We start from the raw sequence: 23,703 nt of genomic DNA, 5'->3' as shown, positions 1-23,703 counted from the left end.
GGGCGTGATCACCCGGCCGGGTCGGGCGGCGATGCCTTCGAGAACAGGCGGTAGAAATTCTCCGTGGAGCGCAGCGCCAGTTCGGCCTCAGGCACGCCCTTGATCCTGGCGAGCAGCGCTGAGGTGTGGCGAAGGAAGGCCGGTTCGTTGGGCGCGTCCCTGTGCGGTTCAGGCGCCAGCGAGGGCGCGTCGGTTTCGAGCAGGATGCGGTCGAGCGGCACACTGCGCGCAATCTCGCGCTGGGCCGTATTCTCATTATAGGTCAGGAGCCCGCCATAGGAGATGTATCCGCCAAGGCCGAGCACGGCCTGGGCCAGGTCGTGACCGCCGGAAAAAGCGTGCATGAGAATGGGGAAGGCGCCCCTGGCGTGTTCTTGAGTCAAGAGCTCTGCCATCGCCTCATCCTGACGGACGCTGTGGATGACGAGCGGCAGGCCGGTGCGGCGGGCAGCGTCGCAATGGGCGCGCAGCACGTCGATCTGCGCCTCCCAAGAGGCATTGCCGTAAAAAGTATCGAGCCCGGCCTCCCCGATGCCGATGACCTTGGGGTGGGCGGCAAGGGCGATGATCTCGTCGGCGGTGACGTCGCGCTCCTCATCGGCGAAATGGGGCAGCGTGCCCACGGTGCACCAGACATTGGGGTAGCGCTCGGCGATGGCGCGGATGCGGGGAAAGTCGCGCACCCGGATCGAGATGGTGAGGAAAGCCGAGACGCCGGCTGCTTCTGCCCGCGCCAACACCGCCTCGCGGTTTTCGGCGAAGTCATCGAAATCGAGATGGAGGTGCGAATCGACAAACATCATTCGGCCTTTGCGCGCCTGAAGGGCTGGCCGAGTGCCGCCGGGTCACGCACCTTGCCGGCAAAGCCGATGAGCACGAGGATGGTGAGGACATAGGGCAGCATGACGAGGAACTGGTAGGGCACCCCGATGCCAAGGCCCTGGCCGCGCAATTGCAGCGCATCGGCTCCGCCAAAGAGCGCGGCGGCCAGAAGGATGCCCCAGGGATGGCGGCGCCCCAGGAGCAGGATGGCGAGGGCGATATAGCCGCGCCCGGCCGTCATGTTGTCGAGAAAGAGCCCGGTGGCCGACAGCGAGAGGAAGGCGCCGCCCAGCCCGGCCAGCAGCCCCGAGCCGATGAGGCAGAAAATGCGCGTGCGCGCCACCGAGATGCCGAGGGTTTCGGCCGCCTGCGGATGCTCGCCCACCGCAACGATGGCGGTGCCCGCCGACATACGGGCGATGATCACCCAGGTCAGCGGCACGAGGAGCAGGGCCAGATAGACCAGTGCGGTCTGCTGGAACAGCAGGGGCCCTAGCACGGGAACATCTGCGAGGATGGGGATGGGCAGGGTTTCGAGCGAGGTGACACGCGGGGCGGCCGTGCCCATGCCGAAGACGGCGCGGTAGCCAAAGCTCGTGGCGCCGACGACGAGGAGGTTGAAGGCGATGCCGGCCACCACCTGGTTGGTGCCCAGGGTGACGGTATAAAAGGCCAGCATCAGCCCCAGCCCGCCTCCTGCGAGCGTGCCCATGAGCACGCCGAACCAGATGTTGCCGGTGAGGAAGGCGGTGACAAAGCCGACAAAGGCGCCCGTCAGCATCATGCCTTCGAGCCCGATATTGAGCACACCCGAACGCTCGGCGAACATGCCGCCCAAGGCTGCCAGCAGGATGGGGATGGCGAGCCGCGTCGTGGCCTGGAGGAAGCCGACGAACACCGGATCGGTGAGAAAGGCGAGGATCGTGTCCATCAGGCGGAACCCCTCCGGCGCAGGGCGAGATCGATGGTGCCCCGCCCGATGACGAACAGCACCACCAGCCCCTGGATGATGGTGGCCAGCGTCGAGGGCACGCCTTCGGCGGTCTCCATGGTGGTCGCGCCGACCTGGAGCGCGGCAAAGAGGATCGCGGCGGCGAGTACGCCGAGCGGAGAGGTGCCACCCAGCAGGGCCACGATGATGCCGGTATAGCCGAAGCCGGGCGACAGGCCTTCGATCATGCGGCGCTGCACGCCCACCACTTCCATGTAGCCGGCCAGCCCCGCAAGCGCGCCGCTGACGAGGAACGCCGAGACGGTGAGGGCTGTGACGGCCATGCCCGAATTGAGCGCGACGCGGGCGTTGAGCCCCACCACCCTGAGCTTGTAGCCCCAGCTGGTGTGCCAGAGGGCGAAATGGGAGAGGGCGACGACACCCAGAACGATGAGGAAGCCGATATGGAGCCGCGTGCGCTCGATCAGCTGGGGCAAGGTGGTGGCGCGATCGAGCCGGTCGGTCTGGGCAAGATAGCCGGCGCTTTCCTGCATCGGCCCGTAGAGCAGGAAGGAGATGAAGTGGATCGCCACATAATTGAGCATGATGGTGGTGATCAGCTCATTGGCGCCAAAGCGCAGCTTGAGCACGCCGGGCAGCAGCGACCAGAGCGCGCCCGCGATCATCGCCGACCCCATCATCGAGGGAATGAGGAGGAGCGGAGGCAGATGCGGGAGGGCCAGCCCCACGGCCGCGGCCGCCGCGCCCCCGAACATCAGCTGGCCTTCGGCGCCGATATTGAAGGTACCGGCGCGGAAGGCGAATGCAACCGCAAGGCCCGTGCAGGTCAACGGAATGGCGCGCAGCAGGGTTTCGGCGATGCTGTTGAGATTGCCGAAGGCGCCATTGAGCAGGGCGCCATAGGCCGAAACGGGATTGACGCCCCAGAGCGCGATGAGGATGGCGCCGCAGGCGAGCGCCAGGAGCACGGCGATGATGCTGGCGGCAACGCGCCGGCCCGCATCGCCGAACCGGCCGGTGGGCCGTGCAGGGGCGGCGGGCGTGGACACGGGCTCGGCGCTCATGCGGCGGCCTGCCCGGTCATGAGCGCGCTCAGCCTGTCGAGCGCGATCTGGTTGCGGGGCAATTCGCCGACGATGCGGCCGGCATAGATCACCAGCACCCGGTCCGACAGCGCCAGCACCTCGTCGAGTTCGGTCGAGACCAGCACGATCGCGGCGCCGCGCCGGCGCTGCTCGAGCAATTGCCGGTGCACGAAGGCGGTGGCACCCACATCGAGCCCGCGGGTGGGCTGCACGGCGACGATCACGCCCGGATCGCGCGACAGCGCCCGGCCCAGGATGACCTTCTGCTGGTTGCCGCCCGAGAGCGTGGTGATGGGCTGGCGGGGGCCGGTGCAGCGCACATCGTAATCGGCGATGAGCGTCTCGGCAAAGGCGCGGATGGCCGAATGGGAGAGGATGCCGCGACGCGACGCTGGCGGACGATCGATGGTTTCGAGCACGGCGTTTTCGGCGATCGAGAGATCGACGATCCCGGTGCGCTGCCGATCCTCCGGCACATGGGCGAGCCCCAGCCCGATGCGGCGGGCCGGGTCGGAGCCGGTGACATCCGTGCCATCGATCATCAGCGTGCCCGATTGCGGCTGGCGCAAGCCGGTGAGCACTTCGGCCAGCTCCTGCTGGCCATTGCCGTCGACCCCGGCGATACCGACGATCTCGCCTCGGCGGACGGAGAGATCGAGCCCGTCGAGCCGCGGCACGCCGCGCTCGTCGCGATAGGCAAGGCTGCGGGCCTCGAGCCGGACCGGTGCGTCCTGCGGGACCGTGTCGCTGACATGAGGCAACTCGAAATCGGAGCCGATCATCAGGCGCGCCAGTTCGGCGCCGCTGGTTTCGGCAGTCGCCCGCGTCGCCACGAGCTTGCCCTGGCGCAGGACGCTGACGCGGTTGCTGATTTCCATCACCTCGTTGAGCTTATGGCTGATGAAGACCATGGCGGTGCCGGCCTCGGCCAGCATGCGCAGGACGCGGAACAGCCCTTCGACTTCCTTGGGCGCCAGCACGGCGGTGGGTTCATCGAGCACGAAGATGCGCGCCCCGCGATAGAGCGCCTTGACGATCTCGACGCGCTGCTGCCCGGCGACGGTAAGATCGCCCACGATGGCATCGGGATCGACCTCGAGGCCGTAGCGCTCGGAGATTTCCGCAAGGTCGGCGCGGACCCTGCGCATGTCGGGAAAGAACCGCCCCACCCGCGGCAGGCCCAGCGCGGCGTTCTGCGCGACGCTTAGGGGTGGGACCAGCATGAAGTGCTGGTGCACCATGCCGATGCCCAGCGCTGCCGCATCGAGCGGGGAATTGAGCGTGACGGGGGTCCCGTTGATGGCAATCGTGCCATCCTGCGGCTTGAGGAGACCGGCGACGACGCGCATCAGCGTGGTCTTGCCGGCTCCGTTCTCGCCGAGCAGGGCATGCACCTCTCCCGAACCGACCGAGAAATCGATGCGATCATTGGCGGTGAAAGTGCCAAAGCGCACGGTGACGCCCGAAAGGGCGAGAGCCGGCATCGGCGCGGCCGCAGGAGAGGGCATGGCTTGGCTCCGTCAGCCTGCAGCGTTCGCGGGTCTTGGAAAACCGGCAAACAGCTGCAGGTGGTTTTCGCGCCCGAGGGCCTACTGCACCATGGCGGTGTTGAGGGGAACCTCGAAAGCGCCGCTCTTGATGTCCTCGAACTTCTGTTCGACCGCCGCCAGCACTTCGGGGCGGACATTGACGTCGAGGCCATGGAAATCGGCGAGGCTGATGGAATCCTCGGCGATGCCATAGATCCAGTTCTTGCTCTCCCAGGTGCCATCGACCACCGTCTTGGCCGAGGCCACGAAGACGGGTGCGAGGTTCCACAACACGCTGGTGAGCACCGAATTGGGGCCCATGTGGTTCTGGTCCGAGACCGCGCCGATCACCAGCACGTTCTTTTCCACGGCGGCATCGATGACGCCCACCGACTGGGCGCTGAGCACGTCGGCACCCTGCTCCACCTGGGCGATGGCGGCTTCCTTGGCCTTGGGCGGATCGAACCACGCGCCGAGCCAGGAGATCATCACCTTGATCTCGGGGTTGACCTCTTCGGCCCCCGCCTTCCAGGCGTGGAAATTGGCCAGCATGTTGGGCGCCGGATTGCCGCCGACCCAGCCGATGACGCCGGACTTGCTGGCGCCGGCCGAGAGCATGCCGGTGAGATAGGCGCCCTGATAGTCGGGGTTGAAATAGGCGCCGACATTTTCGGTGAGGTTCTGGCCCACGGCCGTCATGAACTTGACGTCGGGGAAATCCTCGGCGACCGCGAGGGTGGCATCGCCATAGGAGAAGGAGTGGGCATAGATCAGCCCGAAGCCGCGCGAGGCATAGTCGCGCATGACGCGCTCGGCATCGGCCGGCGAGACCTGCTCGGAATAGGCGACCTCGATGCCCAGTTCGCGGCCGACGGCCTGGATGCCATTATAGCCGCCGGCATTGAAATCATTGTCGCTGATCGGGCCGGGCATGATGATGGCGGCCTTGAGCGGCGCCTGGGCCAGCGCCGGCTGGATCAGGGCCATGGGTACAAGGCTCGTGGCGGCAAGAAGCAGAAGCCCGCTCAGGCGGGCGCGCATTGGAAGAGTCGGCATCGTTCAGTCCCCTGTTGAACGCCGGCCGCAGAGCCGGCGATGCGACTGCCCGTCCGGCGGCCCTCTTTCGCGCGACGCTCCTCCCTTCGCCGCTGCGGGGGCTGCCCGACAGGCTCTGGAAGGGGACTATGCCAAGCGCCATGATCATCGTCCATCAAATTTTCCATTTGGAGAAATCCTGTCCGATGCGAAACAATGGCGCCAAGACTGAGCTTCGAGGGACGAGCGCGATGACCAAGAGACGGCTGGTGGTGGCGGCGGCTCAGCTCGGACCGATCGGGCGCAGCGAAAGCCGGGCTCAGGTGGTCCGGAGGCTTCTGGCGCTGCTGCGCGAGGCGCATGGGCGCGGCGCTGAATTCGTGGTCTTCCCCGAACTGGCGCTGACGACGTTTTTCCCGCGCTGGCACCTCACCGACCCCGACGAGGTGAATGGGTTCTTCGAGGCCGCCATTCCGGGGCCGGAGACGCAGGTGCTCTTCGATGAGGCCCAGCGGCTGGCGGTTGGCTTTTATCTCGGCTATGCCGAACGGGCGGAGGAAGGCGGCGCCATCCACCGCTACAACAGCGCCATCCTCGTTGATCGCTCGGGCACGGTCCTTGGCAAGTATCGCAAGGTTCACCTGCCCGGCCATGCCGCGCCGCAGCCGGGGCGGGATGCCCAGCATCTCGAGAAGTTCTATTTCGAGCCGGGCAATCTCGGCTTTCCGGTCTGGCGGACGATGGGCACGGTGATCGGCATGTGCATCTGCAACGACCGGCGCTGGCCCGAAACCTATCGCGTGATGGCGCTTCAGGGCGCGGAGATGATCGTCCTGGGCTACAACACGCCCGATGACCACACCGGCGTTTTCGAGTTCGACAGCCTCACCGGCTTTCACCACCAGCTCGCCTGCCAGGCCGGGGCCTACCAGAACTCGACCTGGGTGGTGGCAACCGCCAAGGCCGGGCTGGAGGAGGGCTCGCGGCTCATCGGACAGTCGCTGATCGTCGCGCCATCGGGGCAGATCGTGGCCATGAGCACCTCGACCGATGACGAGGTGATCGTGCATGGCTGCGATCTCGACATGGCGGCGATCTACCGTCGCACGATCTTCGATTTCGCGCGCCATCGTGAGCCCGAGGCCTATCGGCTGATCGTGGAGCGCAAGGGGCCGGTTCCGCCGGCTGAGGCCTGAGCATGGCCGGAAAGGCCCAGAAAGCGGCGCGGGACCCCATTGAGGCTGGCCTCGAGCCGTCTCCCGTCGGCCGTGTGATCGCCGCGCATCGGCGCGAGCAGGGCTGGACGCTGGCCGAAGTGTCGCGCCGCACCGGCGTGTCGATCTCGGCGCTCTCCAAGATCGAGAACGGGCATTCTCGCCCCGCTTACGATGTGATGACCCGGCTGGCTGCGGGTCTCGACCTCGATTTCGCGGCGCTGTTTGGCACGGCGTCCCCGCAAAGCTTTTCAGGCGCGGTGCGCGCCATCACCCGCGCCGGCGAGGGCAAGACGTTCCGCACCGGCATGGGGGCCTATGAGGTGCTGGCGGGGGAACTGGCCGCCAAATCACTCACGCCAATGGTCATCGCCATTCCCCCTTCGAGCCCCGGCCGCGCGCCGGTGCGCTCGGCCCATGACGGGGAGGAATTCGTCTATGTGCTTGCAGGCGAGGTGGTCTTCACCATGGCGCCCTACAGCCCGGCGGTTCTGGGCACGGGGGATTCGGTCTATTTCGACGGCACCTGCGAGCACGGTTTTTGTTCGACCGGCCCCGGCCCGGCCCGCATCCTGTCAGTGGTTTTCGCGCCCCGTCGCGGCTGATCGCAGCGATCCCAATGGTCTCCGGGGCAGGCATCGGCGAAAGCCGTGCTGGCATTTTGGACGCTTCCCAAGCCATAAAGAGGCGGCGGCGTCTCAACGACATGAGCCGCCCTGTGCCGGCCCCGCGGAGACCGATATGCGCATCACCGTTTCGGCAGTCCTTGCATCTCTCGCCATCGGGTCGCTCCCGCTTTGCGCTCATGCCGGCGAGCCCTATTCACCCATCCCGCTTCAGCCGGCCCAAGCGATAGAGCCCCCTGCCGATCTGCTGCGGGACGCGGCGGCGTTTCTCGATGCGGTCCAAAAGGATGATCGCGCCGCCATCGCCGCGGGCCTCTCGGCAGACCTGACCTTGGTAGATGGCGCGCTGGAGCTGGGCATCCCGCGGCGGACCGAGACGATCGGCCCGTTCGAGACGGTCGAGCAGGCGCTGGTGGCGCTCGCCGACAATATCGGCGGTATTTACGAGCGACCGTTCGATGGAAGCGACATCACGCCCTTCGCCATTAAGGCCGAGAGGGAGTTCATCGCGCTGTCGCTGACCGAAACGGTGCCCTGGGGCCGCGACCCGCTGCTCGCGGACGCCTTCTGCACCTATGGCTATCGCAGCTTCGATACCAAAGCGGTAAGCGAGCTGGGCGAGCGGCTCGATACGCAGACCTCGAGCTTTTTCTATCTCGATGCGCCCACCGACATCCTCGCCCGGCCCGAGCCCGGCGCGCCGGTTGTGGCGACACTCGCGCCCGATCTGCTCTATGGCCTCGACTACGATACCGACGCGCCCTCGCACTGGATCGCGGTGCACCTCCCCGATGGTGGATCGGGTTTCATTGACTTCGACCGCGTCGAACTCAACAAGCCTTATGCAACCGGCATCTGCTTTTCCAGGAGCAGCGAAGGCCGGTGGGTGATGTCTGCGCAGACGGCCACGAATCTTTAGAGCTTGTCACCGTTTCCCTGAGACGGCGCGGGAATATCTTGGCGATCTTTGTCTTGGCGCTCTAAGTCATCCGGCCCTGCTCGTCTTTGCGTTCGGCCTATTCTTGTTTGTCGCCAACGAACTGACACAGAAGACCGGCAGAGGTATCAGCATGTCAGACTGTGCACCATCATGGGCGGACCGCGACTCCAGAGCTCCGTCTCGGGGCTAACTCGGCCCGTGGCACATGACGAGAAGGTAGGCTAGTCTCACTGCGTGTCCACTGCACCGGCAGCCGCTCAGACTGAGAAGGACGCGTTGTGAAGATACTTGTGCTCAACTGTGGAAGTTCCAGCCTTAAGGTTGGCGTTTTCGACGTGGGCCAGACCACGACCGAGGTCTTCAAGGCCAGCTATGAGAGGTTTGAAGCCGGGAGCTGTTCCTACACGATCAGGAGTGGAGGAAAGACAGAGACCGGAAAAATAGCCCTTGGCGACATCGCCGCCGCGCTGCGTGCCCTTCCGCATATCCTGGCGGATAACAGGATTACCGACATCGACGCGATTGGGCATCGGGTCGTCCATGGCGGTGAACGCTTCCGAACAACCACGGTTCTCGACGAGCCGAAGATTGCCGCGATCGAGGCTCTGACGCCCTTGGCGCCGCTCCACAATCCCGCAAATCTGCTCGCCGTGCGCGTTGCACAAGAGGTCTGGCCGAGCCTGCCTCAGGTCGCCGTCTTCGACACGGCATTCCATGGCACCATTCCCCCTCGGGCAACGACCTACGCCGTGCCGAAGGCGTGGCGCGACGCTGGCCTGCGGCGATTTGGGTTTCATGGATCGTCGCACAAATACGTGGCCATCCGCGCCGCGGAGGAGATTGGCGTCCCTCTGCGCGATCTGCATCTCGTCAGCGTGCATCTGGGCAATGGGGCCAGTGTCTGCGCGATCAGTCGCGGCGAAAGCCTGGACACGTCCATGGGCATGACACCGCTCGAGGGACTGGTGATGGGAACCCGCTCGGGTGACGTTGATCCCGGGCTGTTCGGCTTCCTTTCCCGGCAGCTTGGCCTGTCGATCGATCAGATCGAGGACGCGCTCTATTCGGACAGCGGGCTCTTGGCCCTGGCCAACTCCTCCGACATGCGCAGCGTGGAAGACCGCGCGGCGAAGGGGGATGCCGATGCGCAGCTCGCCATAGAGATCTATGCCTACCGAACCCGCAAATACATCGGAGCCTATGCGGCGGCGATGGGCGGGCTCGATGCGGTGATTTTCACCGGGGGCATCGGCGAGAACTCGCCATCGATGCGTCGGCGCATCTGCGATGGACTGGAGTTCATGGGCCTGCGTCTCGACCACGACCGCAACCAGTCGGTGGAACTCGCTAATCATGCCGCGCCCCAGATCCAGGCCTATGGTTCGAAAGTGCGGGTCATCGTCACCGAGACGGCCGAGCAATTGATGATCGCGCGAGAGACAGCGGCAGCACTGGCGCCAATGGCGCCCGTGCCCCAACCGATCCCTGTCGCCGTGTCGGCCCGGCACGCGCACTTGTCGCGGCCAGCGATCGAGGCGCTGTTCGGCGCGGGCTACCAACTCACACCCGCTGTTCCCCTGCGCCAACCCGGCCAATGGGCCGCCGCCGAGCGGATCACGTTGGAGGGACCGAAAGGCCGCCTGGAGCGCGTCGCCATCCTCGGCCCGGAACGGTCCCGGACGCAGATCGAGATCTCCAGAACCGATGGCTTCGAGCTCGGCATCGATGCGCCGGTTCGCGACAGCGGCAAACTGGAAGGCACCCCGACGGTTCGGCTCATCGGACCGGCCGGCAGCTTTGACACTGACGGATTGATCGTCGCTGCGCGGCACATTCATACCAATCCGGCTGACGCAAGACGCCTCGGTCTCGTGGATGGCATGCTCGTGGACGTTCACATTGGCGACCAGGAGCGTGGACTGGTGTTCGGCAAGACGCTGATCCGCATCGGCGCCAACGCCGTGACCGAGATGCATATCGATACCGATGAGGCAAATGCCGCCGATATCCGCGCGAATGGGGAAGGATCGCTCGTTCCCGATCTGCGCGCCATTGCCGTGCCCAACAAGGAGCCACTCTAGGTTCAGCGGGCGGGTTCGACAGTCAGGCGAACCCGCGCCGCAAGGCCTGTTTCAAGTCTGCAATTGCCGGAGGAGCCGACATGAATGAATCCACGGATGGCGCTAGTGCAGTCGAACGGCTTTCGCAGCGTGAGCTGCACGAAATCGACGCCTTTTGGCGGGCCGCAAATTACCTCACCATCGGCCAGATCTATTTGATGGACAATCCGCTGCTGCGAGAGCCGCTCCGGCTCGAGCATGTCAAGCCAAGGCTCCTCGGGCACTGGGGCACCTCGCCGGGACTGAGCTTCATCTACGCGCATTTGAACCGGATTATCCGGGCGCGCGACGCGAACGTCATCTACGTCTGCGGGCCGGGCCATGGCGGGCCGGCGATGGTAGCCAACACCTATCTCGAAGGCACCTACAGCGAGCTCTATCCGGACGTCTCGCTCGACGAAGCCGGGATGCGAAAACTGTTCAGGCAGTTTTCGTTTCCGGGCGGGATCCCGAGCCATGCAGCCCCCGATGTGCCCGGATCGATCCATGAAGGCGGCGAACTGGGCTATGCACTGTCCCATGCTTTCGGCGCCGCCTTCGACAATCCCGAACTGATCGTTGCCTGCGTCGTCGGCGACGGAGAGGCTGAAACCGGGCCGCTGGCGGCAGCCTGGCATTCCAACAAGTTTCTGAACCCGGTGCACGACGGCGCGGTTCTGCCGATCCTGCATCTGAACGGCTACAAGATTGCCAATCCGACGATTCTGGCGCGCATTCCCAAGGACGAGCTTCGCGCGCTGTTCGTCGGTTACGGATACGAGCCGCTGTTTGTTGAGGGACACGATCCGTCTCTCATGCATGAGCGGATGGCGATCGTGCTCGACGAGGCGATGGACAAGATCCGCGCGATCCAGGCGGCTGCCCGCGACGGCACGGGCCCCAAGGGCGAGCGGCCCGTATGGCCGATGATCATCCTGCGCAGCCCCAAGGGCTGGACCGGACCCAAGGCCGTAGATGGTCTGAAAACCGAAGGCTTCTGGCGCTCGCATCAGGTGCCGCTGGCCGGTCTGGCCGAAAATCCGCAACACGTGAAGCTTCTGGAGGATTGGCTGAAAAGCTATCGCCCCGAGGAGCTTTTCGACGAGGCGGGTACGCCGGCGCGGTTCATCCGGGCTGCGGCGCCTCATGGCGCGAGGCGTATGAGCGCCAATCCCCATGCCAATGGCGGCGTGTTGCGCAAGTCGCTCGACCTGCCGCGACTGCACGATCACGCCATCGCAGTCGTTGGCCCCGGCGCCGTGAAAGCGGAGTCGACCAAGGCCATGGGCGGCTTCCTGCGGTCCGTCATGGCGCTCAACGAAAAGGCCAGGAACTTCCGCATCGTGGGGCCAGACGAAACGGCCTCCAACCGGCTGCAGGACGTGTTCGAGGTGACCGAGCGCGCCTGGATGGAAACGATCCTTCCGGAGGACGTTCACCTGGGCCGTGACGGGCGGGTTCTGGAAATCCTGTCCGAGCACACCTGCCAGGGCTGGCTCGAAGGCTACTTGCTGACCGGACGACACGGCCTGTTCTCCTGCTACGAGGCCTTCATCCACATCGTCGATTCGATGTTCAACCAGCATGCCAAATGGCTTGATGCCTGCTCCGACATCCCCTGGCGGCGACCCGTTTCCTCGCTGAATTATCTGCTGTCGAGCCATGTCTGGCACCAGGAGCACAATGGCTTCAGCCATCAGGACCCGGGTTTCATCGATGTCGCCCTCAACAAGAAGGCAGACGTCGTCCGCGTCTACCTGCCCCCTGACGCCAACACGCTTTTATGCGTGACGGACCACGTTCTTCGCACCTGGAACCGGATCAACATCATCGTGGCCGGCAAACCGCGGTCCTGGCAGTGGCTCTCGATGGATGACGCCATCGTCCACTGCAGGGCGGGCATCGGCATCTGGGACTGGGCGTCGACGGGGACTGCCGGCGAACCGGACGTCGTGATGGCTTGTGCCGGCGACGTTCCGACGCTGGAGACGCTGGCAGCGGTGCAAATCCTGCGCGAGCTCGTACCGGAACTCGCGATCCGCGTCGTGAATGTCGTCGACCTGATGACGCTCCAGCCCAAGGAGCATCACCCCCACGGCCTTTCAGACAGCGAATTCGACGCGCTCTTCACCACCGACCGGCCGGTGATTTTTGCTTACCATGGGTACCCCTGGACGATCCATCGTCTGACCTATCGCAGGACCAATCACGGCAACATTCACGTGCGGGGTTACAACGAGGAAGGCACGACAACGACACCCTTCGACATGACCGTTCTGAACGGCCTCGATCGCTATCATCTCGTGCACAGCGTGCTCGATTGGGTGCAGAAGCTGAAGGGCGTCCGCGTCGGACTGAAGCAGGCGATGGACGGCAAACTGCTCGAGCACAGGGCATATATTCGCGCGCATGGCCAGGACATGCCCGAAATCCGCGATTGGCGATGGGTCGAGAGGGACGGGTCAACGACCCACGCGTGAACTGACGCCGGGACATGCCAGATGACACCCTTGTTTCATGATCGCCTGGACGTCGCGCTGCTGAGCCTGGCCTTGCTTGGCCTCGTATCCGGGCTCGCCCTCTGGCTCTTCGGGCAGCCGGACCTTGCAGGGATCGCGTGGGCGGCCGGTGTCGTGCCGGTGCTTTTGGCGCTCTGCGTCGAGATCGTTCGCGGCCTTTTCAAAGGCGAGGTCGGGCTGGACATCGTTGCGGCGCTGTCGATGTCGGCGGCGCTGATATTTGGCGAAACCCTTGCGGCGGCCGTCGTCGCGCTGATGTATTCGGGGGGCACCTTCCTCGAAGCCTTCGCCGAAGGTCGCGCCCGGCGGGAGATGAGCGATCTGCTCTCCCGCGTGCCCCGGACTGCCACGCGGCATCGCGATGGTGCCCTCGATCAAGTTCCGCTCGACGAGATTGCGCCGGGCGACCTGCTGCTGATCCGGCAGGGCGACGTGGCCCCCGTGGACGGGACGCTCGAAAGCGCCAGCGCGATGCTCGACCAGTCTGCGCTCACGGGCGAATCGATGCCCGTCCGGCTGGCGCGCTCGCAGGACGTCATGAGCGGCTCGACCAACGCGGGCGAGGCCTTCAACCTGCGGGTCACGCGCCGCGCGGCGGACAGCACCTATGCCGGCATCGTCCGTCTGGTCGAGGCGGCGCAGAAATCCAAGGCGCCGATGGCGCGGCTGGCCGACCGCTACTCGCTACTCTTCCTCGGCGTCACGGTTGCGCTGGCAACCGCCGCCTGGTGGTTCACGGGCGATCCGATCCGGGCGGTTGCGGTATTGGTGGTGGCGACGCCGTGCCCGCTGATCCTCGCCGTCCCGGTGGCACTGGTGGCCGGGCTGTCGCGCGCAGCCCATTTCGGGGTGCTGATCAAAGGCGCAAAACCGCTCGAGGCGCTGGCCCGGATCACAACGCTGATCCTCGACAAGACCGGCACGCTGACGGACGGGCGTCCGCAGATCGTTTCGATCGACCGGCATGGCGACATGTCCGAGGATGAGATTCTCTACTTCGCCGCAGCCCTCGATCAGGCCTCCAAGCACCCCATCGCCCAGGCCATCGTCGGGGCGGCGCAGGCCCGCGGGATCGCCTTGCCGATCCCGGCGAGCGTCCTCGAGATGCCCGGCGAAGGCGTTACCGGGATCATCGAGGGGCGCAGGGTTGTGGTGGGCGGCACGGGGTTCGTCGCCGCGCAGCTTGGCATGGCAAAAGCCGAAAGCGCGGTGGTCGAGGCGGGATCGGTCGTGGTGTCACTCGGCGTCGACGGGAAACTGGCCGGCCACATCGTGATGGCCGACGCCTTGCGCGCCGGCACGGCCGAACTGCTGTCGGGGCTTCGAGACCTGGGCGTCGGTCGTATCCTTCTGGCGACAGGGGACCGCCGCGCCGTCGCCGAGGCCGTGACGGCGGGCCTTGGCCTTGATGCCGTCCGCGCCGACCTGACCCCCGACCAGAAGGTGCTGCTGGTCCTGACCGAGCGCAAGAACGGCCCGGTGATGATGGTGGGCGACGGTGTCAACGACGCGCCTGCGCTGGCGGCAGCCGATATCGGTGTCGCCATGGGCGCGCGCGGGGCGGCGGCATCGGCCGAAGCGGCTGATGTCGTGCTGCTGGTGGATCAGCTGGATCGCCTTCTGCCGGGAATCGAGATCGCTCAACGATCCCGCCGCATCGCCCTCGAGAGCGTCGCCGTAGGGATCGGCATGTCGGTCATAGGCATGATCGCTGCCGCCCTGGGGCACCTGACCCCGGTGCAAGGCGCCATCCTGCAGGAGGTGATCGACGTGGCGGTCATCCTCAACGCGCTGCGGGCTTTGAGGATCGCGCCCGATCACGGCGTTCAGATCGAGGGCAGCCCCGGCGATCCGTCGGTTGGTCGCCCGCCCAGCCCGACAGTCACCGCACCATAGCCCGGAAGGCCTCTTTGAGCGGAGCGTTGTCGTCCTCGAGCGCCCTCAGCGTCCCGGGCAACGTCAGATCATTCCCCCGGCGAACCGCGCACAGGGAGTGACCGGGCCTTGGGCTCGAAGGCCGATCGCGGTCAGCTGGAGGGGCCAATGGGAGACTTGAGAGGCTGGAGCGAAGGGATTTCGCGCAGCAACTCGCGCAGCATCGACAGAAAGAGGACCACGATCGGCGGATCCTCTGCCTGGGCCCTGCGATAGAGGCTGAACTCGCGCTGCATCGTCGACCAGGTTCCCCCGAGCCGCGCGAGCGATCCTTCCCGCAGTTCTCGTTCGAAGGCGTGAACCGGACCTGCGGCAATCCGGTCCGAGGTCAGGGCCAGTGCCTTGGTTGCCGAAATCGAGGCCGTCGAAATCACGTTGCCCGCAAGCGGCACCCCTTCGCGCTGCAACCACTCGTCGAAGCGCATGCGCAAGATGCCCCCGATGTCTGGCAGGACCCAGCCGAAGCCGCCCAGCGCCTTCGGACCCAGGGGCGGCGACAGCGCCGTCAGCGGGTGCCCGGCCCGCACCATCAGCACGAACTCGTCGCTGAAAAGGTCTGTTATGACGATGCCAGGCAGAACCTCGCTGGGGTTTTTCATCGCAATGAACATGTCGGTCGCCCCGGCCAGCAGGTCGGCCATGAGCATCGGCTTTCCCGCCTCGACGAGACGCACCGTGAGCTTTGGACGGCGGCGCATCAGGCGCGAGACTGCCAGCGGCACGAGGCGATAGGCCGCCGTGGGCGACATTCCAACGACCAGATGGGTGACCGTCGTCTCGTTGAGGTCCTGCATTTCCTGCAGCGCCAGCCTCAGCTCCGCCTCGAACCCCGTTGGCAAATACGTCCTTGGCGAGGCTTACAACAACATCATCGACGGCGTTTTCAGCATCTTCAAGCGCGGCATGACTGGGGCGTACAGCATTGTCCTAAGAAGCCTCTGCACCGATATCTGGCGGAGTTCGATTTCCCGGTGCAACAACCGGATCGCTCTTGCCATCGACGACCAGAACCGGGCGGCTCGGCTTTGGTTGGCGCGGCTGGCAAGCGGCTCACCTATCGCAGGTTTGAAAGCGCCACGGCATAAATAGAAAGGATTCACAAAAGAAGACGGCGATGATAGAACACCGCCGTCCAAAATCATCGCGATTATGGCCCACTTCGAGGCTCCCCGACCCGGCCGGTTGGGGAGCCTCTATCATTTAGCCCGCGCCGTGTCCGTGAGCGTGACCACGGCTAGAGCAACCCTTCTTTTGAGCATTGTGTATCTCCTCGCCCGTAAAGATATGCTCCGACTCGCCTCGTTCTGTCAATAAGGAAGGGGCCCATGGCGTAAGCGCTATGGATGGCGCTGTTGACGACTCCCGCTGATCGGCCCATATTGATCGCCAACAGGAGATCGCCATGCCGGACCTCAAGACCAAGGATCGCAGCCCATCGTTTCCGTTCATTCCTATTGCGCAGGCTCTTGAGCGCCTCACCGCACTAGAAGCGACATTCTCTAGGCACCCGATCCCGGCCTCTAAGGCAGGCATTGCGTGGGGGATGAAGGAGAAAAGCAGCCAGGCCTACCAGATACTCGCCGCGCTCAAAGCCTTCGGGTTAGTCCAATACGAGGGCAGCGCGGAGGACCGCAAGGCGACGCTAACCGATGCTGCACGCACCTACCTGCGAGCGCAGCAAGAGGCTGTCAAACTGGCGGTGGTCCAGCGCGCAGCGCTGGCCCCTAAAATCATCGGAGAGTTATGGAAGGAGTGGGGGGCTAAGCGCCCGCCGGATGCCGTGTGCCTCGACGAGTTGATCTTAAAGCGAGGCTTCACTGATAGCGCGGCCCGTACGTTTTTAAAAGTGTACGACGAAACTATTGAATATGCATTACTGATTGATGGTGGTATGGTTGAGGGCTCGGATGCGGATGACCCAATCGACGCTGCGGCTGCTCCCGATCAGACATATGAAGATCAGGACGGGGCGGCTTCGATCGATCGGGGCGGCGCTCCGATTCCGCCGAAGAAAGTGGGCATACTTATGAGTGGCGAACGTGAGCTAACCGCAGGACTCCTGTCGAGGAACGCGAGTTATCGGGTCATCGTCAATGGTCGCGTCGGCACTAAGGAGATAGAAACTCTCATTAAGAAGCTGGAAATCGATAAGGAGATTTTGGCTGATGAGGAAACTAATGAAGGCGTAGATAAAAGCGCCTTCGACTGACGATAGCCAATCCCAAATCGACAGGTTCCGCGAAGCCGCCCGTCAGGTTGAGGCCGACGACGGCGCTGCGGACTTTGACGAGTCTCTAAGGCGCTCAGCGAAGTCGCCGCCTCCGAAGGCGGACAAGAGCGAGAAGGACAGGCCCGGCCAGTGAGCCGGCTCTTCGTTGGAAAATGCTATGCCGTGTTACCAGTTTTATGGGCGGACTGGGATTTGGCTAACTTCAAGGACTCGAAATATTCCGTCGGAATTTCCCCAGCCTTCGTCTCATTCGCAAGATGACTGCAAAGGCCGTAAAGGAAATGTCGTGCAACTCTTACGATATTAGCCTCGTCAGAGTACGCCTGCTGGATCGTGAAGTGGGCGTTCAGCATGGAGCCCTTGGTGGGTGCTCCGGGGAAGAAGGACAGGGTAACGCACCGTGCTGGTTTGCCGTCGTATCACTGAGCTTCTTCGATCCCGCTGAGCCGAATGCGATTGGTCACCATTTACTTGATCACGGGAGGCAGCATCCATCAGGCCTATGGGTGCGTCGAGTGCATAATGCCAATTCTCCAGTCAGGAAATTGTGCGCGACGAGGTCTCCATCCGCGACGATGCTGGTGATCCCAGTCGCATTGCGGTGGCAGAGGATGCCGCGACTGATGGCGCCTCGATAGGTTGCGAAGGGCATGGATTCGCACAGCACGCTGAGCCCGAGTTCGGCCATGGCGATCAGCGCCTGCGGGTGGGGCTTGCCTGAACAGAAGCCGGGGCCCGCGATGATGACATCGCCGGGTGCGCAGTGGTCTGCAAAGCCTGGACGCACCTGCTCGAACAGATGGACCTTGAGCTTTTCACCATCGAACGGATAGGTCGCCGCATATTTGTGGGGCAGGACATCGGTGTCCATGTCGAGATTTGCGCCGAAAACATGGGCCCGGCCCCTGACACTTTGTTTCATCGGCAGGTCCCCCTCAGGCCCACAACTGCTTTTCACTACGCGGATCAGTAATCCGGCCGGTTATCGCCGACAGCGCCACCGTTGCCGGGCTGGCAAGATAGATCGAGGATTCAGGGGACCCCATTCGCCCGCGTCCATTGGTGGCGCCAGTCGAAAGCGACACCTCCCCCGCAGCCAATTGGGCCATCTGCCCGCCGGCACATGGTCCGCAACCGGGCGGCAGGATCATCGCCCCGGCGTCCTGGAACACCTGCATCAGGCCCGAGGCCGTCATGCGCTTTGTGATGTCCACGGTGCCGGGCGTGACATAGAGGCGAGTACCGGGCGAGACTTTTCGACCGCGCAGCACGTGACCGGCAACCTCCATGTCCTCATACATCGACGAGCCGCAGGAGCCGATCTGCGCATGATCGACGGGCTGGCCAACGACCGTAGCGATATCGACCGCATTGTCAGGGCTGCCGGGCAGGCTCACCTGCGGGGCGAGACTGTCGAGATCGAGCGTCAGTCTCGCCTCATACTCGGCGTCCGGATCGCTGTAGACGGGCTCGAAAGGCCGCCGTGCCACGATCCGGGCTTCGGCGACGATGGCCGGGCTGGGTGCAAAAAAGGCCGTGGCGGTCCCAATCTCGGTCAGCGTGTTGCACAGCGGCACGCGCTCATCGACCGACATCCTGTCGATCGCTTCACCTGCAAACTCGATCACACGGTAGTCCCAGTCGCAGCCATAGGTGCCGTTGGTAAAGTCGCGTGCGACCTTGAAGCCGATGTCTCGGGGGAAGACGCCCGGCTGCAGACGACCGTCGAGAGTGACCAGAATGGTGCGCGGCACCTCGATCCACATCGTGCCGGTCGCCAAGACGCAGATGATCTCGGTGCCGGTGCGCATGGCCAGCGCACCCACCGCGCCGTTGTTGGACGAATGCATGTCGTTGGCGAAAACGAAGTCGCCCGGCAGCACATAGCCCTGCTCCATCGGCAGCACATGGCCCTGCCCGCCCCGGCCGGCATCGTAGAAATCGCGAACGCCCCAGTGCTTGACCGCCCGTCGGATCGCCGCGCCGCGTTCGGCCTGGATCAAGTTGGAGTAGGTGACGGCATGGTCGACCACCAAAAGAACGCGGTCGCGGTCGAACACCTCGGTTATGCCGAGTTCGTCAAGGGTTTGCCGGCTGTTGGCGATGTAGCCATCGTGAACGATGACCTGGTCCGGGCTGGGATAGACCACCTCGCCCGGCCGCACGGCGGCCCGCCCGCAAGCGCGCGCAATGATCTTCTCGGTGGCCGTGTATCCCATGCCTGCCTCCCAACAGCTCAACGGGAATTCAATGGGACGAATACATACCTGCTGGCCCATGCGGGCAGGTAATAGCAAAGCGCGCGAGGGCTATGCCGTCTGGTCATTACCCTTGAGCCTCCTTGGTCCCGCCATGGCAGACAAAATCACTGCGGACTGAGGCGCGATCGGCGAACTGGCCGAGTGCGCGACGCGATGCCGTTCATGACCCGCCGCAAGTGCGGGTCTGGGCCACCTCGCCGGCGCTAAGGACGCACGAAAAATCCCCGCCAGCCGGAAACGACCAGCCCCTTGACCCGCCCGCGATTTCCTGTAAACAATATTTTATAAATTACAGGATCACCGATGCGACTTACGCGGCTGACTGCCATTCCCCTTCAGGCCCGGTTCGCCGACATCTATGGCGGCGCCGACAAGGTACCGGCTCATATCCGTGCGCCGGCGGCGCATTTCCAGCGGATCCCGCGCACCGGCCAGTTCGCCACGCTGGTGGTGGCTGAGAGCGATGATGGCGTTGTCGGCTATGGCGAATGCTTCGGCTTGCCCCATCCGCTTGCCGCAGCGAGCCTCCTCACCCACGTCGTTGCGCCTGCGATGATCGGCGAGGACATCGGCGATCCGGCCGCCATGACATCGGCGCTGCATGACTATTTCTTCGCCATGGGCCATACGCGCGGTCCGGCGATGGAAGCGCTGAGCGGGGTCGACATTGCCCTGTGGGATCTCAAGGCGCGCGCAGCGGGCGTGCCGCTGGCAACCCTGCTCGGCTCCTCCCCCGGACCCGTGCCGACCTATGTCAGCCCCATCGCCTTCCGCGCCACGCCCGCCGAAACTGCGGCCGATGCCTCAAGCTATCTCGATCAGGGATACCGTGCCTTCAAGCTCAAGATCGGCCGCGGCATTGCAACCGATCTGGCCCATATCGAGGCGGCGCGCTCGGCGCTCGGCAGCTTGCCGCTCTATCTCGACGTCAATTGCGGCTACGACGTCCCGACCGCGATCGCGCTGGCCAGGGCGCTTCCGCGCTTCGACATCGGCTGGCTCGAGGAACCGATCCCGCCCGATGATCCTGAGGCGCTGGCCGAGGTGCGCAGGGCCTCCCCGGTTCCCATCGCAGCTGGCGAAAACGAGTTTGCCATGGGCGCCTATCGCGCTCTGGTCCGGGCCGGTGCGGTCGACATCCTGCAATGCAATATCGGCCGCTGCGGGGGCGTCTCGGGGCTCCTCGCCGTTGGCGAACTCTGCCACGCGAGCGGCCTCACCATGGCTCCGCACGGGGTCGGCGCCTCGGTCGCCGTCGCCGCATCGGTGCATGCCGGGCGGGCGGCGCGCGGCTTTCACTCCTACGAGGCCAACCGCCTGCCCAACCCGATGCGCGACGAGATGGGCGTCACGCCCACCGCCCTCGTCGATGGCTGCCTCGTGGCGGCCGACCGCCCCGGCCATGGCGGAGAACCGGACATGCAGAAGCTTCAGCGCTATCGTCTCGACATCCAGTCGGGAGGTTGAATCATGCCAGCAGGCCGCAACGAACAGATTGTCATGCTCTCGGGTGAGCCCGGCGCCACATTGGCCGAGAACGTGCGCCTGACGCTTGTCGACATGATCATGAAGGGGGCCTTCGACGAGGGCACCCGGCTCTACCCCGAACGCATCGCCGAACAGCTCGGGGTCTCGATGACACCGGTGCGCGAGGCGCTGATGCAACTGGCCGCCGACGGCTTCGTCGATGGTATCCAGCGGCGCGGGTTCCATGTGCGCACGCCCGACGCCAGGCAGGTCACCAATCTCTGGCAGGTGCGACAGGGGCTCGAATTGACCGCCGGCGAACTTGCCGTGGCGCGGCGGCGCGACGGGCTCATAAGCGATGCCGACATCGACTATCTCTCGGCGCTGCAGCGCAGCCAGGAGAGTTCGGAAGCGCTCGCCAACCACGTGCAGAAGCTCGACCTCAACGGCCGGCTGCACGGCCGCATCGTGGAGCTCAGTGGCAATGACATCCTGGTCTCGGTCTACCAGAGCATCAGGACCAAGGTCGCCGGCTCGCTGGTGCAGCGCGGCCTCGACACCTGGCGCGACCGGCTCGAGGCCGAGAGCAACGAACACTGGGGCCTGATCAACGCCCTTCGGGATGCGGACTTCGCCGCCTTCGAGACCGCCACGCGGCGCCACCTCGCACGCTCGCTGAAGGACGCGCTGGCCGACCTCGCCGCACGACCGGTGGATCGAGACCTGACGACGAAACCAAAAAGCGTTCAAGCTTAGGAGGAGACCAATGACCAAAGCTCTGGGAGCGGCGCTCGGCGTCGCGGCGTCGATCATCGGCATGGCGCTGGCCACGACCGCGATCGCGCAGGAGACGACGATCCGCATGTGGACCTTTCTCAACCCGGCCGGAACCGCGCCGCGCGAGGTGGCCCTGGCCAAGATCATCACCCAGTACGAGGCGGCCAATCCCGGCACGAAGATCCTGGTCGAGCCGCAGGTGTGGGACCAGATGACGCCGAAATTCCTCGCCGCCCACGCCACCGGCAATGCCCCGGACGTGATCTGGGTGGTCACCGATTTCCTCGGCGACGCCATCGCCTCGGGCTCGCTCGCCGACCTCAACGAACTCTTCATCAACGACTGGCCGGCCGAGCGGGTCGCCGACAATGCCGGCGCCTACTGGGATCTCACCAGCGTCGATGGCAAGCAGCACGCCATCTTCGTTTCGCGCAACTACATCTCGCTGATGTATCGCAAGGACCTGCTCGACGCCGCCGGCATCGATCCCAACGGTTTTGCAACCTGGCAAGAGTTCCGCGACGCGGCCGAGCAGCTGACCGAAAAGGACGCCGCCGGCAACGTCACCCGCTATGGCTTCGCACAGGGTTTTTCCGAGCAGCAGGCCGACCCCTCGGTGATGATCCCGCAGCTCCTGGCGACCGGCGAGCCGCTGTTCAACGCGGATGGCACGGCCAATTTCGCCAGCGACGCCGGCGTCGCGGCGATGACCTTCCTCACCGATCTGGTCAAGGACGGAATCTCCCCGCGCGAATCCGTGTCCTGGACGGTGGACGACCTGTTCGAGCAGTTCGCCGCCGGCCGGCTGGCCATGGTGCAGGGCCCGGCGGTGCGTGTATCGACCCTTCAGGCCCAGCTCGGCAAAGACAAGGTCGGCCTTGCGCTCTGGCCGGGCAATGGCACGGTGGAACATTCGCCCGCAGTGATGGCCGGCTGGGCCGTCGGGGTCTGGTCGGGCAGTGCCAATGCCGAGGCCGCCGGCAGCTTCGTCGAATACATGCTGGGCCCCGATGGCGATCCGATCTGGGTCGAGGCCGGCGGACAGGTGCCGGGCCTTCTCTCGACGCTCGCCAACATGAAGGATTTCATCGCCCAGCCCGGCAATGAATATCTCAGCGTCGCCGCGGAAGGCGCGGCCAGATATGGCTGGCTGACCCCGATCGAGTTCTCGGTCGGCGGCTACCGGCAGGCGCTCAACAAGGCCGCGCAGCGCATCCTCGTGGAAGGCACCGACGTGGCCACCGCGCTCGAGGACGCCGAGGCCGAGTTCAACAGGCTCAACAACCGCTGACGGTCGCACGCCGCATCGCACCTCTGGTGCGCTGCGGCCCCCACGGGTGCGAAAGGCATTCCATGCAGTCCCGACTGACCTCGATGAGCTATGTCCTGCCGGCCTTCGCCGCCATGACGCTGGTGCTGTTCGCCCCCGTCATCTACGGGTTCTGGTTCAGCCTCTACCGCATCCAGTACGGGGTGCAGACCGGTTTCATCGGCCTTGGCAACTACGCCCGGCTGCTCACCGATCCGAGCCTGGGCGCCACCTTCTGGCGTACGGTGGTCTTTGCCAGCGCGACGGTGGCGCTGACCACCGCGATCGCACTCTGCCTCGCGGTGTGGATCAACGGGCTGGGGAACCGGCGGGGCTTTATCGCCCAGATGATCATCATCCTGCCCTGGATCATCTCGACCGTCGTGGCGACACTGCTCTTCCGCTGGGTCTTTCTCAACGATATCGGCCTCGCCATCTCGCTGGCCCGCACGCTGGGCTTTTCCAACGTGCATCCGCTCAACGACCCGAACGGGGCCATGGGCTGGCTGATCGCAGTCTCGGTGTGGAAACGCATCGGCTACGCGCTGATCATCATCCTCGCCGGACTCAAGGGCATTCCGGAAGACTACAACGAAGCCGCCCGCATCGACGGGGCGAGCGACTGGCAGATCTTCTCGTCCATCACCCTGCCGCTGCTCAAGACCCCGCTGCTGCTGATCGTCATCGTGCTCACCCTTTCGAGCGTCAACACGGTGGAAACCCCGCTGGTGCTGACCGGAGGCGGGCCGGGTTCGGCGACGCGCATCCTGCCAATGGACGTCTTCGACCGCGCCTTCCTGACCTATGACCTCGGTTCGGCCAGTTCGCTGGCGGTGATGATGTTTTGCGGCAACGTGCTGCTGGTGCTGGCCTATGTCCGGCTGGCGCGGTGGAAGGTATGAG

The 23,703-nt window shown here is 64.9% G+C and carries 19 protein-coding genes and 1 pseudogene; 12 read left to right on the top strand and 8 right to left on the bottom strand.

The genetic code is table 11. The annotated features are described in order from the left end of the window. Positions 1-8 precede the first annotated feature (8 nt). From BT183_RS12810 to BT183_RS12790, 5 genes are all read right to left on the bottom strand, one after another. Positions 9-800: a TatD family hydrolase gene (locus tag BT183_RS12810; protein WP_072344730.1), complete on the bottom strand. Its 792-nt coding sequence runs from the start codon at positions 798-800 to the stop codon at positions 9-11. Further along, on the bottom strand, positions 800-1,753 hold the full coding sequence (locus BT183_RS12805) for an ABC transporter permease (RefSeq protein WP_072343660.1): 954 nt from the start codon (positions 1,751-1,753) through the stop codon (positions 800-802). Before BT183_RS12805 ends, BT183_RS12810 begins: the two co-directional genes overlap by 1 nt. Continuing rightward, entirely contained in the window at positions 1,753-2,838 is a 1,086-nt protein-coding gene (locus BT183_RS12800) for an ABC transporter permease (protein WP_072343658.1), read from the bottom strand. Before BT183_RS12800 ends, BT183_RS12805 begins: the two co-directional genes overlap by 1 nt. Next, positions 2,835-4,367, bottom strand: coding sequence for an ABC transporter ATP-binding protein (locus BT183_RS12795; RefSeq protein WP_143145790.1), 1,533 nt, complete (start codon positions 4,365-4,367; stop codon positions 2,835-2,837). The genes BT183_RS12800 and BT183_RS12795 overlap by 4 nt, the downstream gene beginning before the upstream one ends. Positions 4,368-4,448: 81 nt before the next feature. Further along, the gene (locus BT183_RS12790; protein ID WP_084603506.1) at positions 4,449-5,444 is read right to left on the bottom strand and encodes a BMP family protein; all 996 of its coding nucleotides are present in this window, start codon (positions 5,442-5,444) and stop codon (positions 4,449-4,451) included. Positions 5,445-5,674: 230 nt separating this feature from the next. Between BT183_RS12790 and BT183_RS12785 the strand changes: the two genes are divergently transcribed. The 6 genes from BT183_RS12785 to BT183_RS12760 all read left to right on the top strand — a co-directional run bounded on the left by BT183_RS12785 (position 5,675) and on the right by BT183_RS12760 (position 14,717). Continuing rightward, complete coding sequence (locus BT183_RS12785; RefSeq protein WP_072343650.1) at positions 5,675-6,619, top strand: N-carbamoyl-D-amino-acid hydrolase; 945 nt, start codon at positions 5,675-5,677, stop codon at positions 6,617-6,619. Positions 6,620-6,621: 2 nt separating this feature from the next. Continuing rightward, a complete protein-coding gene (locus tag BT183_RS12780; RefSeq protein WP_072343647.1) occupies positions 6,622-7,242 on the top strand; it encodes a helix-turn-helix domain-containing protein in 621 nt (206 codons plus the stop codon). Between the two features lie 136 nt (positions 7,243-7,378). After that, positions 7,379-8,182, top strand: a complete 804-nt coding sequence (locus tag BT183_RS12775) for a hypothetical protein (protein WP_072343644.1) — start codon at positions 7,379-7,381, stop codon at positions 8,180-8,182. Positions 8,183-8,481: 299 nt separating this feature from the next. Then, positions 8,482-10,284: an acetate/propionate family kinase gene (locus BT183_RS12770; RefSeq protein ID WP_072343641.1), complete on the top strand. Its 1,803-nt coding sequence runs from the start codon at positions 8,482-8,484 to the stop codon at positions 10,282-10,284. 80 nt (positions 10,285-10,364) lie between these two features. Further along, positions 10,365-12,782 carry a phosphoketolase family protein gene (locus BT183_RS12765; RefSeq protein ID WP_072343638.1) on the top strand — a complete coding sequence of 806 codons (2,418 nt, stop codon included), beginning with the start codon at positions 10,365-10,367 and terminating at the stop codon, positions 12,780-12,782. Positions 12,783-12,803: 21 nt separating this feature from the next. Then, positions 12,804-14,717, top strand: coding sequence for a heavy metal translocating P-type ATPase (locus BT183_RS12760; protein WP_072343634.1), 1,914 nt, complete (start codon positions 12,804-12,806; stop codon positions 14,715-14,717). 131 nt (positions 14,718-14,848) lie between these two features. Here BT183_RS12760 and BT183_RS12755 read toward each other — a convergent pair whose 3' ends face one another. Beyond that, positions 14,849-15,550, bottom strand: coding sequence for a LysR substrate-binding domain-containing protein (locus BT183_RS12755; RefSeq protein WP_143145789.1), 702 nt, complete (start codon positions 15,548-15,550; stop codon positions 14,849-14,851). 70 nt (positions 15,551-15,620) lie between these two features. Between BT183_RS12755 and BT183_RS21045 the strand changes: the two are divergent. Both BT183_RS21045 and BT183_RS12750 read left to right on the top strand, forming a co-directional pair. Beyond that, positions 15,621-15,841, top strand: a pseudogene (locus BT183_RS21045) (transposase); the annotation flags it as partial. A 317-nt stretch (positions 15,842-16,158) separates the two neighbouring features. Then, positions 16,159-16,965, top strand: coding sequence for a hypothetical protein (locus BT183_RS12750; RefSeq protein WP_072343628.1), 807 nt, complete (start codon positions 16,159-16,161; stop codon positions 16,963-16,965). A 496-nt stretch (positions 16,966-17,461) separates the two neighbouring features. On the opposite strand, the gene BT183_RS12745 is transcribed toward BT183_RS12750, so the two are convergent. Together BT183_RS12745 and BT183_RS12740 are read right to left on the bottom strand one after the other, a co-directional pair. After that, positions 17,462-17,857, bottom strand: a complete 396-nt coding sequence (locus BT183_RS12745) for a 3-isopropylmalate dehydratase small subunit (protein ID WP_072343625.1) — start codon at positions 17,855-17,857, stop codon at positions 17,462-17,464. A gap of 64 nt (positions 17,858-17,921) precedes the next feature. Beyond that, complete coding sequence (locus BT183_RS12740; protein ID WP_072343622.1) at positions 17,922-19,205, bottom strand: 3-isopropylmalate dehydratase large subunit; 1,284 nt, start codon at positions 19,203-19,205, stop codon at positions 17,922-17,924. Positions 19,206-19,550: 345 nt separating this feature from the next. Between BT183_RS12740 and BT183_RS12735 the strand changes: the two genes are divergently transcribed. The 4 genes from BT183_RS12735 to BT183_RS12720 all read left to right on the top strand — a co-directional run bounded on the left by BT183_RS12735 (position 19,551) and on the right by BT183_RS12720 (position 23,702). After that, the gene (locus BT183_RS12735) at positions 19,551-20,714 is read left to right on the top strand and encodes a mandelate racemase/muconate lactonizing enzyme family protein (protein WP_072343619.1); all 1,164 of its coding nucleotides are present in this window, start codon (positions 19,551-19,553) and stop codon (positions 20,712-20,714) included. 3 nt (positions 20,715-20,717) lie between these two features. Next, the gene (locus BT183_RS12730; RefSeq protein WP_072343616.1) at positions 20,718-21,470 is read left to right on the top strand and encodes a GntR family transcriptional regulator; all 753 of its coding nucleotides are present in this window, start codon (positions 20,718-20,720) and stop codon (positions 21,468-21,470) included. 10 nt (positions 21,471-21,480) lie between these two features. Continuing rightward, the gene (locus BT183_RS12725; RefSeq protein ID WP_072343612.1) at positions 21,481-22,782 is read left to right on the top strand and encodes an ABC transporter substrate-binding protein; all 1,302 of its coding nucleotides are present in this window, start codon (positions 21,481-21,483) and stop codon (positions 22,780-22,782) included. A 62-nt stretch (positions 22,783-22,844) separates the two neighbouring features. Beyond that, positions 22,845-23,702, top strand: coding sequence for a carbohydrate ABC transporter permease (locus BT183_RS12720; protein ID WP_084603504.1), 858 nt, complete (start codon positions 22,845-22,847; stop codon positions 23,700-23,702). Position 23,703: the final 1 nt, after the last annotated feature.

This window comes from Devosia enhydra, from assembly GCF_900119845.1.
Classification (GTDB): Bacteria; Pseudomonadota; Alphaproteobacteria; order Rhizobiales; family Devosiaceae; genus FPKU01.
Note: the sequence above shows the minus strand (reverse complement) of the source record. Positions and strands in the feature narration are given on the sequence as shown.